Origin of the sequence: Methanosarcina sp. (assembly GCF_028693135.1) — an archaeon.
In the GTDB taxonomy this organism is placed as follows: Archaea; Halobacteriota; Methanosarcinia; order Methanosarcinales; family Methanosarcinaceae; genus Methanosarcina.
Map to the genome: position 1 here is coordinate 13,618 of NZ_JAQUVZ010000002.1, position 17,407 is coordinate 31,024.

Below are 17,407 nucleotides of genomic sequence, written 5' to 3' on the forward strand. Positions count from 1 at the left end.
TCCTTGAAAAACAAAATCAATAGCCTTTAATTGGTGAAAATGGGTTCCCTGAGATGTGTCCGTTAATCCTTTAAAACGGTGGCTATTGAATTGTTTTTCCTCCCGAATTGTTACAAAATGGATCGGGAGGCGAAAAGATGGACATAGCTCTCTCTTTTTTGATTTTAGTTATTCAGGTATTTTGTTTTTTTCAAGGTTATTTTTCTTTTAGAAGTTATTTTTCTTTTAGAAGTTATTTTTCTTTTAGAAGTTATTTTTCTTTAAACCTTTTTTGTAAAACCTTCAAAAGTACACTATTATAAAAAAATCATCAAATATAGAAACTTTTTTTAACATTTGTACTGTTCAGTTGCTAATGTTATTTTTTGTATCCTCTTTTTTTGGAAGTCGTTGGGACGTCTCAAAGGAGGCTTCAAGAATATGAGTTATTAACAGAGGAGAGAGTTATTTGGACCAAAAATACTTGAGAATAATGATTTTGCCGCTTCTTTTAGTGTGCCTTATAGGCATATCAGGAGCAGAGCCGAACAGTAAAACTTCAGGAAACGAAGCAGTCATGGACTACACGGAAGGCGGGCACTATGATACCGACTTCGATGCCAGCTTCATGTCGGAATGGTGGTACCAGAACGGAGACATGCGGCTTGTTGGGGAGGACGGGGAAAAGAGGAAACTTGCCTTTTTTGTTACACTGGTGCACCAGGAGTCTCCAACAGTTTTTAATGAGCCGGAAACTGGGGAACAGTCTTCGAATATAGTAACTTTCTACGGGCTTTATCCATACGGAGAGGCTCCTTCTACCAATTATATAACGTGTTTTGTGCCAAGGGGTGAAATTGAAAATTACGTTGGATTCCATGTTCCTTACCTTGACTTTACTTCTCCGGAAGGTTTAAGGAAATTTTACGGTTCAGCCCTTAAAGGGTACCGACTGGATTATGCTTACGACAACATGCAGTTGAACCTGTTTTTCAAGCCTCATGCCGAAAAAACAATCGATAGTGCCGCAGATCCGGTCAATTTTACCACATATGAATACGCTTATGGAAAACTTAAGGGTAGTGTGGTGCTTGACGGCAAGAAATATACGGTTACACAGGCTGACGGGTACTTTGACCACATGATTCCTTATACCACTGACCAACCTGTATGGGAATGGGAAATGCATGGGTGGAGCTGGTCAGAACTTACAACAGATAGTTACCAGACCGTGTTCTATGGGGTCAGAGGACCTGAGGACGGTTATGATGATTATACGTATAAACATCTGACTTTGATAGACAAGCATACAGGGAAGGTAATTGCAGAATACTCCGGGAATGAAGTGAGTATCACCCAGGGCGACTGGCAATATCCGAAAGTGAATGGAAACACTGTGGAAAGACCAGCCAGCCTTCAAATCTCGGCTCCTGACCTGGACATCTCCATAAATGCTGAAAGTGTTGTCCAGCTTGATAGGTCTTCCCAGGAGCAACCTGTGGGATTTGTTGATTTCATGTCCTTCCAGCCCGATGAAGCAACAATTGAGTATAAAGGAAATATTGAGCAGGGAAGTGCATTCTACGAGTATATGGTCTCTGACTGGGTTATATTCCCTCTCCAGTAAACATCGCAAGTTGACGAGGAATAAGCCTGTAGATTCAGACCTATAGGCTCACCTATAGATCTTGTATTTTGCAGGAAAATTTCCCTTTTAAATTTTTCTTTTTTGCTAAAATTCCCGTACTTTTCTCGCCGGAAGTTTTTTCAAGAATATTTAACTGAAATTTAAGGTTTCATGGTTGAGTCTAAAGTGTTTTTTCATCCTTTCCTTATTTCGTATTCACCCACAGTGCTCTCATCATTTCCCTGACTGCTTCTATTTTCCTTATACTGGCTTCGTCGTTTATTATATCAAATTCGTTAAAAGATTCGAGGGCAACCTTTGCCGCAATCGAGGCATCATTAAGGTATCTGTTCCCTGAGCTGCTCATAATTGTCTGAAGGGCGGATACAGCCTGGAAAACGGCATTTTCCATCTTTTCTTCCTCAGCGCTTTTTCCTATCTCTTCAATAGAAGTTGCGATACTTCCTGCCGCACTTTGAAGGTTTTCTTGCATGGCTGCTGCAGCCATCTCTTCCAACATAAGTTCTGCTCCTATTGCAGCTTCTTCAAGGATTTTCTGAGCAGCCAGTTTCCCGGTTTCTCCAAGGCAGCTGATGCATATAGCGGCATTTTCGGAATAATCAGGAAATTTCGTCCCGACAACGGCTTTTCCAATTTCCCCAAGCCCGATTGTAACTGCAATGGTTTCTCTTTCCCTGTTAAGGAGAGCCGCCGTATTCCCGCTTTCCCCCAGAACCGATGCTGCAAGTTTGGCTACCATTTCAAGTTGCTGTTCGGCAGCGATTTTTCCTATCGCCCCAAAAGAGAGCAGAACCCTGACAGTTGTTCCTTCCATGTTCTGCTTCATTGAGCACTGGAGCATCTTCTCCAGGGATCTTATAGCATTTACTGCTGCATTTTCCATTCCCTTAAGAGCAGCCGCCCTTCCTATTTCTTTTATGGAAGATACTGTCATCTCAGCTTCCAGTTCCTTTCTTTCGCTAAGATAGCCTTTACCTATATCTGTCAGGGAGGTAAGAGCCTGGCTGATTCCTTCATCAAACCCCTCCTCGATGGAAGCCAGCCCTTTATGTATTGCTTGATCATTTTCTCTTGAAAGCATAGCTTTGAAGCTCCTTTATCAGTTACGCCTTTTATTAATATAATGCTCATTTTTCTATTATTGTGATAACTTCTAAGACGCCTGCTACTGATTTAATTTGTGATCTCTTTTGATATTTCTATTTCGTTTGTTTTTAATCTATAACTCCGTCAGAAAAATGGTATATATAGTAAAGTGTCAGAAAAACGAGAATTGCAAGAAGAGCTTTAAAGTCTATTCCTTTTAAAGAATCCCTCATTTTATCAATCCCCCGACACTCTGTTTCTTTCCCGGATTTACTTTATATGTATGTTTTCCCTGGTTCAAATATTTTCAGGTAATAAGATGAATTTTCAAGAGTACATGAGCAGGATTCCCCCTAATTAACAGGCTGTCCAACAATTCTATTTCAGGGATTAAACCTGTGAAAAAGAAGGTATTAAATTTATTTAAATCAAAAAAATAAGGTATTAAAAGCTATTAAATCAAAAAATAAGGTATTGAAAGTATTTAAATAGAAAAAAAAGGTATTAAAATATATTAAATCAAAAAATAAGGTATTGAAAGTATTTAAATCGAAAAAAAAGGTATTAAGTTCATGGTAAGATAAGCAGGATACCCGTGTCTTTAGACATGGGAGGAATGCGTCAACATCCCCGTACCTGCTTTCATCCCTCATTTAAATAGTAATAAGTTGGGTGGGAGCTAAAAAGAAGCTCCCCTCTACTTTCGTAGAGTAATGCGTATCCCGATTGTGGACTCCAACTTCGTGAAGTTGGAGTGTTACAGCGTAGATGGAAGGACTCCAACTTCGTGAAGTTGGAGTGTTACAGCGTAGATGGAACCAGTCAATCAAGGAATCCGATCTCCTCTCTATCTGATATGGAAAGGTTTAACGATGCAAGCACCGCCCACAACCCTTTGGGCTTTTAACCGGCATCTTTAGAGCCTTAAACTGAGGCGACATTCAAGGGTAACTATTTCTTTCCTATCGTTTACCGATTTTGTTAACTCCAATCGGGGATCTGGTCAACTTAGACATTATTACATGCCTGCCAATTTATTGGCGGGTAGTTGACATTAGTGTCGCTTCAATCCTCAAGAATTAAATGATTCTGAATAATTGTAATCGATTATATACAACATTTTACTGCTGACGTAACAATAGGGGTAATTGATTGGCAGCCTCTTTAGGGTTGGATAATCGCACGCAATTTGATTGTCCTGGTCATCAGTCCGGTCTTTCAAGAAAATTGAACGAAAAAATAAAACATACTAAGAAAATATAAAAATTATAATTAAAATTGAATTAAATACACATTAAATATTACCTGAAAAACACTCATTCCCAAGTATGGTTTTACAGAAATTAGGATTTCAGGCAGAACTATATAATTTTAACAATGTATTAAAATATTATTTAAGTCCGGATACAGCAACCATACACAATTGCAATAATACACAATTGCAATAATACCCATTATCTTATGGAAACCTTTGATTTGAATCGATAAAACAAATGTTTCCCTTGATATATTATCTCTGATCTGTTATCGACCATTTCATTTACAGACAACTGAGCTGGTTTTAGTATATTTTCTGCAGAATATTTAATTTCTTTAATTTCTTTAATTTCTTTTATCTTTTAATGTTTTTATGGAATCTCTCTTATTGCTCTTCTTTTTCGTTTCAAGCTATGGCTCCGCCTGAAGAGTGATATATGTAGTAGGACTTACGCACTTGAGATATAAAATCAAGTGCAATAGACGTTGAAGCGAAATCCATATTTTACACAGTTGAAGGTTTAATGCTATTGATTTCCAGTTCAACCGCGTAAGTCCTATGTAGCAAAGAACGGCAAAGACAAGTAATGCAAGAATTGCTTTGCAATCCAATAGCGTTATATCGTTCAGCTATCTTTTCAGACTATGGCGCCGGGTGAATAGTGATATATGTAGTAAAGTGTCAGAAAAACGAGAATTGCAAGAACTGCTTTAAAATCCATTATTGTTATCCTCCTTTTAAAAACTATTAAAGAAAAATCCCTTTTGTAAGTAAAAATAGTACTGGAATGCAGGTATATAAAAATGCCGTTTTTTATCGCTTTTGGAGCCGATTTCCGTTTTTTCCGCCAGGTTATGTTTTTAGGCTCTTCGTTGTTTTGTGTGGATATCCTCTTAAAAACCAATGCGGTCTTGAATTGAAAATCATCTTATCCATAGAAAATGACGAAGAGCCTGTTTTTATATGTATATCCGGCTGCCTATTTTGGTTTTTAAGGTTTCAGAACCTTGAAAAAGTCAATCAAAAGGTTGTTTAGAATTAATAAACAGGAGAAGATCCTTTACTCTTTTGCAAAAGTAACCTTATATATTTTCCAGTAAAATTATAATTCGGGGATTAAAATCGGGAGATGTTTTTCAAATATGCTTTCTACTTCTGTTTTCTCCCGGAGCCCGGTAAAAAGATGCGTTTTTATCAGGTTTTATGTCGACTACGGGAAGGATAAGTTTCTCATTCACTTTACGGTTTTACTGATGAATATAATACAGGCAGAAGGAATATCGGCAAGGCGATTTATCTGAACACAGAAAAAGAAAAAGCAGCCCGGCAGTTCAGCTGCTCTCCGGCAGAAAAGAGTTCTTTCAGGTGTGTGCTTCTCAGCTTCAGTGAAACATGCAGGCTGTCCCGGCTCCTCTCCCGAAAAATCAAAGCTTCAGGTTACCAGCCCGACCTGATCGTTGCCATCGGGAGGGGAGGCTATGTGCCTGGAAGACTGGTTTGTGATTTTTTGCTTTTTAACGACCTGACCTCCATGAAGATCGAGCACTATATGCGGGGAGCGGACATGCAGGCAGAAGCGATGATAAAGTTCCCCATTTCTGTGGACATCAGCGGAAAAAAAGTGCTCATCGTTGACGACGTCACAGATACCGGAGAAACACTCCTCCTTGCTGTAGACTACGTGCAGAGCCTGAACCCCTCCGAAATCAGAACTGCAGTCCTCCAGCACAAGACCTGTTCTTCCTTCACCCCGGACTTTTACGCGCAAAAAGTCATCAAATGGCGCTGGATAATCTATCCCTGGGCCCGCTATGAGGACATGGCAGGGTTTGCGGAAAAGATTCTCGGGGACAGGACTCTTGATATCTCCCGGATTACTGCTGAGTTTAAAGACAGGTACGAGATTGAGATTGGGGAAAAAGAGATTCTTGATATTCTATGTGACCTGGCTGAGAGAAAAGAGGTCGAGAGGGTTGAAACGGACAATCTGATCGGATGGCGGGTCCGGAAGAAGTAAGTGCAATTAATTTCGTCTAAGTGTAATTAATTTCATCCGGTTTTTCTGGTTCATTGACCACGCTTTCGCAGACTTTTCGCAGCCTGATCAGAGTAATAAAAATAAAAAATGAAGGAAAATACGGCAACAAAGAAATTTCAAAATTCCTGATGCGCCCTCACATTACGGTTTTTGTGATCAGTTCCAGATTCCCCTGCGGGAAAACCCTGGAAACCTTGACATTCCAGTTGTTATTATCTGAATTTTCGTTTTCAGCCTGGATCAGATTAAAGCACTGTGTAGTTTTGCCTCTGGTCTTGGAGGAACAGAAGGTACCTGCGTTTACAACGAGCATGTTGTTCAGGTTCCATACATGAGGAATGTGGCAGTGCCCGCAAAGTACAAGGTTTACTTTGCAGCGGTTCAGGAGATCAAGGACATCGCCGGCATCGACAAGGACGGTGTTTTCTCTTCCCGAAAGAGGGATCGGAACAAGGTGGTGGTGCAGGGCAAAGACCTTGAAATTCTGCCCGGAAAAGGCTTCTTTGATCCAGCCGTAGTTTTCCCTTCCCAGGTGCCCTTCGTCAATGTCCGGCTGGGAGGAGTCAACCCCTACAATGGTTACGCCCCCAAAATTTTTGGTTGAGAACCTATTTTCAAAAAGGTCTTCAAAGTGCAGATATCCTGCGTTTTTGGAGTCGTGGTTTCCAGGAACAAGGACCTTGTCTTTACACGCAATCCTGTCAATAAACTTCTTTACTCCATCATATTCGGCTGAAAACCCATTTTCTGTCAGGTCGCCGGTAATTACTACAATATCTGGGTCCAGTTGATTTATGCTCTGCAGCATGGATTCTGCAATTTCAGGGACAAAATACGCTTCTGAAAAATGAATATCTGAAAGATGTACAATCTGTATAATTTTTTACTCCCCTTTTCTCGGAAATTTTATAATATTAGACATATATTCAAAACAATAGAATTCATTACCATTATATATAGGTATCCAAGGAAAATACATATTTTTGTAAATCTAATTATAATTCGTTATAATAAAGAGATTTTATATTCCATGCCTTTTTGACTGAATTAATATTTATTTACTCTTCATTCGTGAACAATAGGCACAAAAATAACACAAAAAAATCAATTCTGGCTTTTCAGTAAATCTTTTAGAGCCAATCCCCGGGCACGCGGGGCACCTGGCTTGCAAAAAAATATAACTTAAAAAAAGCCTCCTATCCGGGGTTTTTAGTCTAAAAAGTTAAGATTCTGAACCTAAAAATTTGAATAAAAGAATAAACAGGAATCCATTTTTCAAACTTTTCGGATTTCCTTTTGCAGTTTGATGCCTACCTTCCACCTTTACATTGTAGATATTTTTGAAAAAACAATGTCTGGCTCAAACCCATGAATTCTAACCCTTGCACCCCTATTCGCCACCCCGCGTCTTTCCTGTCCCAGCAGAGTTGCGGCTCTACAGTACGCTCCGAATAGCGACTCACCCAAATTGCCGCCCGAATTGCCGCCCGAATTGCCGCCCGAATTGCGCCTCGGGAGTACGCGGTCCTTTTCGCTACGCTCAAGAGGACTTAGCGATGGGCTATAGCAGTGAGCTTCATTCAAGGGGGTTAATTTATAGGTTAATTTATAGATTATGGCAATTAGCTTCATTCAAGAGGAAAGAATTAGAAATATTTCTGCTCCTTACCACGTCATTCACTATACTGAGTCTTTCTTGTCACGCTCGACGCAGGAGAGCGGCTTTCAGACAAAAAAGAAGAGAATAAGGTGATAAAAGCAGCCTCAAAAACCGGCACATGCACAAACAAAACAGAATTAAAGACACATTAACAGCACTTTTTTTAGAATATCTTTTTCACGTTTTTATTTATTTATTTATTTATTTATTTATTTCAAATTTCTTTTTTATTGCTTTTATATTTATTTTTCAAATTCTTTTCTTCTTTCTTTTTTTGAAGAGCCGCCAGGCAAGCTGGCGGAGGCGTCCTGTAACCTGTGGATTGAAAGCCACCTTCCGGTATTAAGGGAAGTATTTCTCATGCCAGATGGGGTATTTCCCTGTATTGTTCTTTTTCTCTCAATATCATTACGGATTGTTTTTTGTCTTTCTTACCTGACTGTCAGCCGGCTACAGCCCTTTGCAACAGGGGAAAAAAAGCTGAAAGATACCGTTTCTGGATATTTTTAATAATATCAGCCGTTTAATCACGGATCACCGTGGATAAGGAAACTGATAACAAAATATGTATAAGAAATAAATCAGTGAACTAAATCAGTAAACTGAAATAATTAATTGAATCAGTAAACTGAATCAGTGTACTGTCTTAGAACTCAACCTTTGGGACTTAGAACTCAACCTTTGGGGTTTCCCTTTCGGCTTGCAGGGTTTCAAATAGATCTTTTTTCCTGAATCCTGTGATAGATGCAACAATATTTTTTGGAATTGTCTGGATGCTGATGTTGAATTTCATAACGGTATCATTATAAAATTGTCTTGCATAGGCAATTTTGTTCTCGGTATCCATGAGGTCTTTCTGGAGCTGCATGAAGTTCTGGTTGGCTTTCAGGTCAGGATAGTTTTCTGCAACTGCGAACAGGGATTTCAAGGTGGAGGACAGATAATTGGATGCTTCTGCAGTTTCATTTACATTATTTGCAGACATTACTGCAGCCCTGGCTTTTGTAATGTTTTCGAAAAGGGTTTTTTCGTGTTTTGCATACCCTTTCACGGTTTCTATCAGGTTGGGGATAAGGTCATAGCGCCTTTTTAGCTGGACTTCTATCTGGGCCCAGGAATTTTCTACCCGATTTCTTTGCTTTATAAGGTCATTGTAAATTATAACAAAGAGCAAAACCAGAATTATTACTGCTATTACCAGAATTTCTATTACCATTATAGATCACCATCCATTAGATCAAAAGTACTTAACCTGGCATTAACTGGCATTAACTGGCATTAACTGATATTAACTGGTATTAACTGATATTAACTGGTATTAACTGATATTAACTGACATTTACCCGGTATTACCTGGCACCGCCGCCACCTCCACCTGAGCCGCCGCCCACGCCACCTACCCCCCCGCTCCCGCTTGAAGATGGAGCGGATGCCGAATAAGCTCTCCCAAAACCGGCACCGAACTGGGCGTAACTGTGGTGTACATAGTAAAAGTGACTGTATTTGAGCTGTTCATCAGGAACGACTAAAGACATATTTTTAAGGACTTCTTCTGCGACTCCCAGAGCGGTTGCATAGACCAGATAAGAGTCCCAGAGCTTTATTGATTCCGGAGGATGCTCTTTGAGGGCAGAAAAATCTGTGAGATATTTTTTAAAGTTATTCCAGCGTTTATAATAGAGCCTTCCTTCAGGGGTCCAGCGTCCCAGTACCTTTTCAAACACCCCGGAGAAAATGATCATAACTAACCCGAAAACTCCAATTAAAACCACAAGTATATTCAGATTTGACGCCTGGGGAAATGAATTTGAAGGGAAATATTTAGAGATTGCAATAAAAAAAACAACTGCCGCTATTATAGTTGCCACACCGAAAATGCCCACATATGTGTTCCCTGTGGACCGGAAGAGTTTCTCAACTACAATATGTCTTTCAACTTTTTTATTCCAGGCAAGCATAAATTGATAGAAATCAGTTCCTTTTCCAAGCTCTTTTTTCAGTTTATCCCATGAGACCTTATTTTCGGAAGCATGTTTTTTCAATAAATTGAACACATCTTTTTCAAAATTTTCCAGTTTGGGGAGGTTTCCGTTAGCTGTCTCATATGAGTCAGAACTGACAAGTTCAATTAAAATGTCTTCCGAATCGGATTTGAACAGGCCGAATGCCCTGCTTTCTTCTGATTTTACAGTATGAAGAGAAATATAACCAAGGTTAGCAAGGTTCATAACCGTAGCAGTAAACCCATCCATTGTAGGAGTGCCGATCTTCCCCTGCATTATGGCATTGACAACAGCAGGCCTGGAATCGGTAGGTGGCTCTCTTTCATATATTGCCTCATAATCGATTTTTGGTTCTCTCCCGTACCTGAAATAAATGAGGAACGGAAACGCCAGGGCAAGGAAAGCAAAGAGAATTGTCAGGCTGGAAAGGCCCTTTAAGATCGAGCCTTTCATTTCATATTCATTTTCAATGGATTTTATTTCTTTAAGACCCTCTGCATTGTCTATCTGGACCAGGCTGGCATTGGGAGATTCAATTTTTGGAAAAACAACCCTGATTTCATACCATTGATAAGAGGGAATTTCGTCTGTCCTGATACTGAGGATATTCTGTTCCACATTTACTTCCCGGGTATAACCAGTCGGATGAATCCAGTACTGGAGCTCACTTTCGTTATTCACAGGGAGCGTAATGCTTCCTTTCAAGCTTCCCAGAGGTTTCTCCCACTCTTCTCCCCATAGCTTGTAATGGAATTCGGAAACATCGCTGTGGACTTTGACTGCTCCATAATGATCATAGGAAATAAAAAAAGTAACTTTTTCCGGAGTGGGGGTCGGAAGCCCGCCTATCAACTCGTATCCTTCAGAAGTCGGTTCAACTCTGAAGGTACATGCTTCGTCTGAACAATATCCCTGAATGTTCTGGATAGATTCTCCTGGGGACTCCTCGAGTATTCTAAAAACTTCGTTATAATTTCCTTCAAATGTATAGGAAATCGATTCCTCAACATGGACTAAGCCGTTGGGGTCAATAGTTATATTCGTCGCAACTCCTTCCAGCGCATAGTCTCTTGCACTGGCTGAGGGTACCATACAGAGAAGGACCAGCAAAAGAATGACCGTTTTCAAGATCGCAGGATTAATACTTGCTTTTCTGAGAGGTTCAATTGAACCGTTTGAAAGCCACAACCAGATTCCTCCAACTCTGTATTAATTTAAAAATATAAAAATATTCCGAAGGTCATTAAGATTTTAACATTAAGGCGGGAAGTCTCCTTCCTCGGAGCGAAGCGACAGGTGGGGGATGAAAGCCGTCAACTTCCTCATTAATATTCGTCGTGATTAGTTAAATACATATATTCATAGTTTCATCTTTTTGTTGACACTATATCCTATACCAGTTGACTCTTTGGAAAAATATATAAAAAGTCAGGCCAAACATGCAACTAACAAAAAAGATTAAGATATATCCTACAGAAGAACAGGTTAATGTTCTCTGGGAATTATCCGATAAATGTAGATGTGTCTATAATCTTGCTCTGGCTGATAGAAAAAACGCATGGCGTAACGAACAACGTAGTGTTGGATATATAGAACAGCAAAACAAGTTGCCTGAATTCAAGGAAAATAATCCTGAATATAAGGTAGTTTATTCAAAAGTCCTTCAGAGTGTACTTAAAAAACTTGATGCTAATTACAAGTCCTTTTTCGCACTCAGGAAAAACGGAGATAAAACAGCAAGACCTCCTAAGTTCCGAAGTAACAAATATTTCATGACGTTATGCTATAATCAGAGTGGATACAAAATTAACAATGCAAACATTAAATTTGCTCATTCTGTTAATAAAACGTCTCTTGATTTTGAAATTGACCTCAAATTAGAAAATGTAAGACAGGTAGAGATCTATAACGATGATCCGTATAAAGGCAGAGGAGATTTTTACCTTTCCGTAATATATGATGTTTTTCCCAAAGCGTATACTGACAACGGATGTTATCAGGCGATTGATGCAGGCATAACCAAAATAGTAACCTGTATCTCAAAGGAAAAATCCATGAAGTAAAAACTCCCAGACCAGATAAGTATTGGCAAAAGAAAATGGATAGTATAAAATCAAAAAAAGATCACTGTATGAAAAACAGCAGGAAATACCTTAAACTGCATAAAAATTATCGGGTAATGGAAACTAAAAAATTCAATCAACTGAAGGATTTCCAGCATAAACTATCCAGGAAAATGGTAGAGAATACCAGGGCCAATACCATTATTATGGGAGATCTTAAAGTTAAGAAAATGGCTCAACCCAAAATAATCAATGGGGAAAAGCAAAAGAAAACTAAGAGGATAAGATCCAGAAACAGATCAACCCAAAATCAAGGTTATCTATCTCGCTTCATCGAATTCTTGACCTATAAAGCAGAGCTCATAGGTAAAAGAGTAATAAGAATTGATGAGAGCTATACTTCCAAAGAGTGCTACCTATGTGGAAAACGGCATGATATGCCTCTCTGGGAAAGAACTATGGAATGTGATTGTGGAAATGTAATTGATAGGGATAGAAATAGTGCTATCAACATCATGGTACGTTTCCTATCACAGAATGCCTTGTGGACAGGCTATCTACAATTTGTAGATAATCTTCGACAAACAGGTTTACCGATGAGAATTAGATTATCAGAATCTGATTTTCAAATGAAGTAAATACTCGAAGGAAGCCCCTTCCTCGGCAGGCGTTAGCCTGACAGAGAGGGGGAGTTCACAGTCTTCGGCTGAAGATATTTAATAATTTTCAGAATCGACAGGTCAGTTCCATTGATTAACAAGCTTCTTGAAACGAGATTTAAAGCCTTCAAACTTTGCGAAAGAACCTTTTTTTCCGATCAGGAAGGGGAAGTAGCTATTGATAAGGAAGATCAAAGGTATCACGCAAATAAGGTTCAGCACAGTTAAACTCAGAGCAAAAACTGCGTTGTAATGATAAAGCTCATAATCTACTCCTCCCAGAACTGCCAGTTTTATCAGGACATCCTTTAGAGGGAAATGGAGTGCAAGCACGATCAAGCTGTTTCTCCCGTAATATTCCAGTATTTTTGAACTCCCTACTTTTTTGAAAAGATAAACAAAGGCAAAGATCCCTGAGAAAGCAAGGAGATAATACGAGAAGAAACCTCCGTATTTCAGCACGTTCATGTTGACCATATCTGTTGTAGGAAACTTCAGGAGGTATCCGAGATATAACAGGTTTAGAAGAATAAAGACTCCAGGGAGAAATTTCTCAACTCGGAAGAAACCTTCCCTGAACCTCAAACCCAAATTCATACTTGAACTTAAACTAAGACTCGAACCTGAACTAAGTCTCGAACCCAAATTCATACTTGAACTAAGACTTGAACCGGAATTCAGATCCGAGCCAGATCCAGACTCTTTTTTCGGCTCTGTGAATTTTCGAAATAAATTTCCGGCTCCGTAAAAGACAACGGCAGAGAGAGCCACATCTGCGTTCCAGAGCAGCCTGAAAGGCACATATATGGAATAAAGGTGCCCGATCACTCCGGCTGCAGTGAGCCAGAGTACAAGCTTTCGCGGTTCCCCGTAAGACTTCTTCGCAAATCCATAAAAGAGAAGCTCAGTTACGAACAGGCAGCTCAGGAACCAGAGCGGAGGATTATAAGAGATCAGAGGACCAAGGGCATACACGATGGAATAAATGCCATAAAGAGCACTGGTTTCGAAAAATTCAATATTTATGACTCCTGGCTGAAATTTCAGATCCAGAAAAAAGTAAAATAGGCAGGTAAACACTGCAAAAGAAAAGTAAGGCACGATAAGAGACCTGAATCTCCCCTTCACAAAACCTGCAGTCGATCCTGCATATTTCCCAAAGTCAAACAGAAATCCGGAAATGAAAAAGAAGAGCGGCATGTGAAACGAAAATATGTAAGTGTCAATTGCTACCGGCAAGCTGTGATGCGCAAATACTACAAGTATAATTCCAATCCCTTTTAATGCATCAATCCAGTGAAGCCTCATAGTAACCCGGATTGTAAACAGTGTTTACAATATAATAATATATTGGTATATAAAATATAAAAAATTTAATAAGAAGGCGAGAAGTCTCCTTCCTCGGTAGATCCGGTAAACCGGATCGGACAGGTGGAAGATGAAAGCCATCAACTTTCAAACCGTCTTATGGTAGTGATTCCGCAAAGTTTATTCTACTTCGCAAGCTAATATAATATTATCCGTAGCTCTCCCTCGCCCTTGTGGTAAAAGATAAAGTAGGGGATAGCCGGATAAACGTCAGGTACAACTTTCTGAACTTGAACTATAAGGTTCTATAGAGAAGTTCTATAGAGAAGTTCTATAGGTAAAAGTGCAAACGGTGAACAGCGAGCTTGACAGGGTATTCCGCAATGGGAGGTTGTGAAACCTATTGCAAAATGCTCTGTGGACAAGCTTTCGGTAGTTCACTACCGGAAATCTACGACAATACAGGTTTTTTGAGGAACTGAGATTCTCAGGAATCAAAGCCGATGAGAAAAATACTCGTAGGAAGCTCATCCCTCGAAACTGAGCCGAAAGGCGAAGATTTCAGGGAGAGGGAGTTCACGAAAATAGTACCAATTATTTATGAGATGAAGTTTGCTGTAATCCCCCACTAATATTACACCAAACAGTTTAATTTAAATTGCCAACTTATATACATATATTCACACTAAGGTTCATCCGGGGTTTTCCGGTCATTTACTTTGCAGGCAAAGCTTTAAATCAGATGATTCAGTTGTATCGCATGTTTCATTTTCGGGATTAGATCCCGTTGGAATGTGGTCCTGCAGGCAGGGCTGAACCATGAAACATAAGTGAAACTTGGTGTTTAAATTGTCAAAATCTTTTTACGGATACATACGTGATGCATGGAAAAACCCTGATGAGACTTACGTAAACGATCTCCGCTGGGAACGCATGCAGGTCTGGAGAAAACAGGGCTCTGTGACCAGAATCGAAAGGCCCACAAGACTCGACAGGGCACGATCCCTTGGATACAAAGCCAAGCAGGGAATTGTCGTTGTCAGAGTGAATGTGCGCCGCGGTGGACTTGGTAAATCAAGACCTAAACGTGGAAGAAGAACCCAGAGAATGGGGACGAATAAGATCTCAGGCGGAATGAGCATCCAGAGGATTGCCGAAGCCCGTGCAGACCGCAAATACCCGAACCTTGAAGTTCTGAACTCCTACTGGGTAGGGGAAGACGGAAAGCACAAGTGGTTTGAAGTCATCCTTGTAGATCCGCACCACTCTGTAATAAAGAGCGATAAGAACCTGAACTGGATCTGTGACCCGTCCATAAGGGGCAGAGCTACCCGAGGCAAAACCAGTGCCGGCAGGAAGGGTAGGGGCCTGACTACACGCGGCAAGGGAACTGAAAAGACCAGGCCGAGCATCCGTGCACATCAGAGTCGAGGCAAGTGATTCATCACATAACAATGCGTGTGATCGCCCACGCAACCGAAGACGTATCCAGAGTCCGCGAGGCTCTGGACTTTTTTTTATCCGGTGCCGGCGTAAAGGAAGGAAATAAGCTCATAGAAGAGCTTCAGGCCGAAGGGCACCATGGAAATCCAATTACTATCCTTAGCGTGCAGCTTAAAAGGAAGGCAGAATGCCTGAACTTTGCCCGTTTTGTCCGGGGAAACTTTTCGGAAGAAGATGTGGGAATGCTCAAGGAAGAAATGCCTGAGAGGCTGGACGATGACACGGTTTTTCACCTCCGCTTTGACAAGCAGGCTGCATACCTGCAGCAGGTAAAACTGACTAACTCTTCTGACGCGATTATTGCAAAGGTCAAGATAGAGACCTACCCGAAGAACTGGGAGAAAGCCGGAGCCATAGTGGAGGAGTTGTTTGGGTAAACCGAAATTTTATGATTTTTGTGTCCATGCAGCTCCGGATGGGGACCATACTGCTACGGAACTGGTTTCCCTTGCCCGGCATTTCGGGTACAGCGGGATTGCAGTTGCGAACCATTCCGATAAACTCCCAGATAAGAAGTCAGTAATGCCTTCAGTAGAGGGTTTTGAGGTATTCAGGGGAATTGAGCTTGTGGAAGAAAACCCCTCTAAATTGCACAGTTTGATCGGAAAATTCAGGAGTTCAATGGATGTCCTAATTGTGCATGGAGGGTCCGAAGCAGTCAACAGGGCTGCACTCGAAAACCACAGGGTAGACATCCTGAACCACCCGGCTTTTGACAGGAGCAACGGGTTAAACCAGGTGCTGGCAAAAGCAGCTGCAGAAAATGGAGTTGCAATAGGTATCACCCTGAGACCTTTTCTTCATTCCCGGGGTTCAAGGCGCATCCGCCTGCTGTCCGACCTTAAGGCAAACCTTGAGCTTACCAGAAAATACGAGGTACCCCTTGTACTTTGCAGTGATGCCATGTCCTGCTTTGACCTGCGCTCCCCAATGGAAACTCTTGCCCTTGCTGAGGTCTGTGGGCTTGAAGAAGATGAGGCTCTTGATGCCATAAGCACTGTTCCGGAAAGAATTCTCACAAAGAATCGGCCTGGTCCTGGATATGTAAGGGAAGGTATTGAAGTTCTTGAGGGAGAGGATCTCTTTTGAAACGCCTGCTTCCTTCACTCCGTGCTAAAAAGCGCTATCTTGCTTTTGAGCTGATCTCAGAAGAGCCAGCAAGCAGAAACGATATTGTAAGGGAAGTTATTTCCTCTGCTGCATCGCTGCTCGGAGATGTTACAACCAGCGACTGTGATATTAAGGTGCTGGGATTTGAAGACGGAAAAGGAATTCTCCAGTGCTCCCATACCAGAGTAAAGGATACGAGAGCTTCCCTGGCTGCTCTGACCCGGATTAACGGGAAAAGGGCAACTCTTCATGTGCTGGGAGCTTCAGGTACTGTTAAAAGAGCTACGGAAAAGTTTCTACAGGACGACAGGCTCTTTGAATCTGAAGTTGAACCATAAATTGGACATAAGATAGATTCCAGAGTTTAGCCCGAAGTAGTGACTCCCGGAGAATACAGAAAAAAAGGATTCGGGAGAGGGCCCCCGGAAAGATAAACTAAGCTCCTGAAGCCTGAGTTAAGCTTCTGAAAAACTGGAATCCGGGCCCTGAATAACTAAAATTCAGGTTCTGGAAAGCTCACCTGAGACTCAGGAAAGTCAGGGCTGAGGTCCGGGTTTAAAGAGAGTTTATATGTGGGCTCGTTTATATCCGGTCTTATTCATATGAAATATAGAACTGGATATTTGCGGAATATTTCAGGCTGGAACTTTCCGTTGTGGACTCGGTAACGGCCGAATAAGCGGTATGATACTAAGCGGCCTAATAATAAGCTATCTAATAATAAACTATCTAATAATAAGCTATCTAATATATACTACAATGAATGAGTATTAATGTAACAATGTATAATGCTGATTGGCAGAACTGATTAACAGCAGAGCAGCTTTGCCGAGACTCATAACAGTTTATGCATGAGTGGTTCGAGGATCTGGAGTGAAGGCGTCCCGGAGTTTCGGGCGTAGAAAATTACAAGGGAAAAATTTTCCCTAAGAGGTTCTAAATCTGGCTTTAAGCGCTGGAAAAGCCCCGGGCTCTCACAAGCATTATAACTGAGTAAATACACTTTATTAACGGATATAGTTAACATTGGAATAAACCTTTAAACTCTGTTAAAAAGTTTACTGGAGTGCGTGAATCCGGCTTATGTCTGGA

General features: G+C 40.7%; 14 protein-coding genes. 9 read left to right on the top strand and 5 right to left on the bottom strand.

What is annotated here, in order from left to right; all coding sequences use genetic code 11:
* The first annotated feature begins 472 nt into the window (after window positions 1-472).
* Entirely contained in the window at window positions 473-1,606 is a 1,134-nt protein-coding gene (locus PHF18_RS01185; protein WP_300097334.1) for a hypothetical protein, read from the top strand.
* Window positions 1,607-1,811: 205 nt separating this feature from the next.
* Here PHF18_RS01185 and PHF18_RS01190 read toward each other — a convergent pair whose 3' ends face one another.
* Entirely contained in the window at window positions 1,812-2,708 is an 897-nt protein-coding gene (locus PHF18_RS01190; protein WP_300097336.1) for a hypothetical protein, read from the bottom strand.
* Between the two features lie 2,632 nt (window positions 2,709-5,340).
* Here PHF18_RS01190 and PHF18_RS01195 point away from each other — a divergent pair.
* Window positions 5,341-5,988: a phosphoribosyltransferase gene (locus tag PHF18_RS01195; protein WP_300097338.1), complete on the top strand. Its 648-nt coding sequence runs from the start codon at window positions 5,341-5,343 to the stop codon at window positions 5,986-5,988.
* A 157-nt stretch (window positions 5,989-6,145) separates the two neighbouring features.
* On the opposite strand, the gene PHF18_RS01200 is transcribed toward PHF18_RS01195, so the two are convergent.
* The 3 genes from PHF18_RS01200 to PHF18_RS01210 all read right to left on the bottom strand — a co-directional run bounded on the left by PHF18_RS01200 (window position 6,146) and on the right by PHF18_RS01210 (window position 10,860).
* A complete protein-coding gene (locus tag PHF18_RS01200) occupies window positions 6,146-6,886 on the bottom strand; it encodes a metallophosphoesterase family protein (protein WP_300097652.1) in 741 nt (246 codons plus the stop codon).
* A 1,450-nt stretch (window positions 6,887-8,336) separates the two neighbouring features.
* Entirely contained in the window at window positions 8,337-8,885 is a 549-nt protein-coding gene (locus tag PHF18_RS01205; RefSeq protein ID WP_300097340.1) for a LemA family protein, read from the bottom strand.
* Between the two features lie 133 nt (window positions 8,886-9,018).
* Complete coding sequence (locus tag PHF18_RS01210; protein WP_300097342.1) at window positions 9,019-10,860, bottom strand: DUF2207 domain-containing protein; 1,842 nt, start codon at window positions 10,858-10,860, stop codon at window positions 9,019-9,021.
* 251 nt (window positions 10,861-11,111) lie between these two features.
* On the opposite strand from PHF18_RS01210, the gene PHF18_RS01215 reads away from it, so the two are divergent.
* Window positions 11,112-11,735, top strand: a complete 624-nt coding sequence (locus PHF18_RS01215; RefSeq protein WP_300097344.1) for a transposase — start codon at window positions 11,112-11,114, stop codon at window positions 11,733-11,735.
* A 68-nt stretch (window positions 11,736-11,803) separates the two neighbouring features.
* Window positions 11,804-12,373 carry a transposase gene (locus PHF18_RS01220; protein WP_300097346.1) on the top strand — a complete coding sequence of 190 codons (570 nt, stop codon included), beginning with the start codon at window positions 11,804-11,806 and terminating at the stop codon, window positions 12,371-12,373.
* 102 nt (window positions 12,374-12,475) lie between these two features.
* Here the strand turns inward: PHF18_RS01220 and PHF18_RS01225 are convergent, their stop codons facing one another.
* Entirely contained in the window at window positions 12,476-13,702 is a 1,227-nt protein-coding gene (locus tag PHF18_RS01225; RefSeq protein WP_300097348.1) for an acyltransferase family protein, read from the bottom strand.
* A gap of 503 nt (window positions 13,703-14,205) precedes the next feature.
* Here PHF18_RS01225 and PHF18_RS01230 point away from each other — a divergent pair.
* The 5 genes from PHF18_RS01230 to PHF18_RS01250 all read left to right on the top strand — a co-directional run bounded on the left by PHF18_RS01230 (window position 14,206) and on the right by PHF18_RS01250 (window position 16,653).
* Window positions 14,206-14,334, top strand: coding sequence for a hypothetical protein (locus tag PHF18_RS01230; protein ID WP_300097350.1), 129 nt, complete (start codon window positions 14,206-14,208; stop codon window positions 14,332-14,334).
* A 217-nt stretch (window positions 14,335-14,551) separates the two neighbouring features.
* Complete coding sequence (locus tag PHF18_RS01235; RefSeq protein WP_300097352.1) at window positions 14,552-15,142, top strand: 50S ribosomal protein L15e; 591 nt, start codon at window positions 14,552-14,554, stop codon at window positions 15,140-15,142.
* Complete coding sequence (locus PHF18_RS01240; protein ID WP_300097354.1) at window positions 15,139-15,582, top strand: RNA-binding protein; 444 nt, start codon at window positions 15,139-15,141, stop codon at window positions 15,580-15,582. Before PHF18_RS01235 ends, PHF18_RS01240 begins: the two co-directional genes overlap by 4 nt.
* Complete coding sequence (gene rnp3 / locus PHF18_RS01245; protein WP_300097356.1) at window positions 15,575-16,294, top strand: ribonuclease P protein component 3; 720 nt, start codon at window positions 15,575-15,577, stop codon at window positions 16,292-16,294. The genes PHF18_RS01240 and rnp3 overlap by 8 nt, the downstream gene beginning before the upstream one ends.
* Window positions 16,291-16,653 (top strand): Rpp14/Pop5 family protein, encoded by a 363-nt coding sequence (locus PHF18_RS01250; protein ID WP_300097358.1) that lies wholly within the window; start codon window positions 16,291-16,293, stop codon window positions 16,651-16,653. Before rnp3 ends, PHF18_RS01250 begins: the two co-directional genes overlap by 4 nt.
* The last annotated feature ends 754 nt before the right edge of the window (window positions 16,654-17,407 follow it).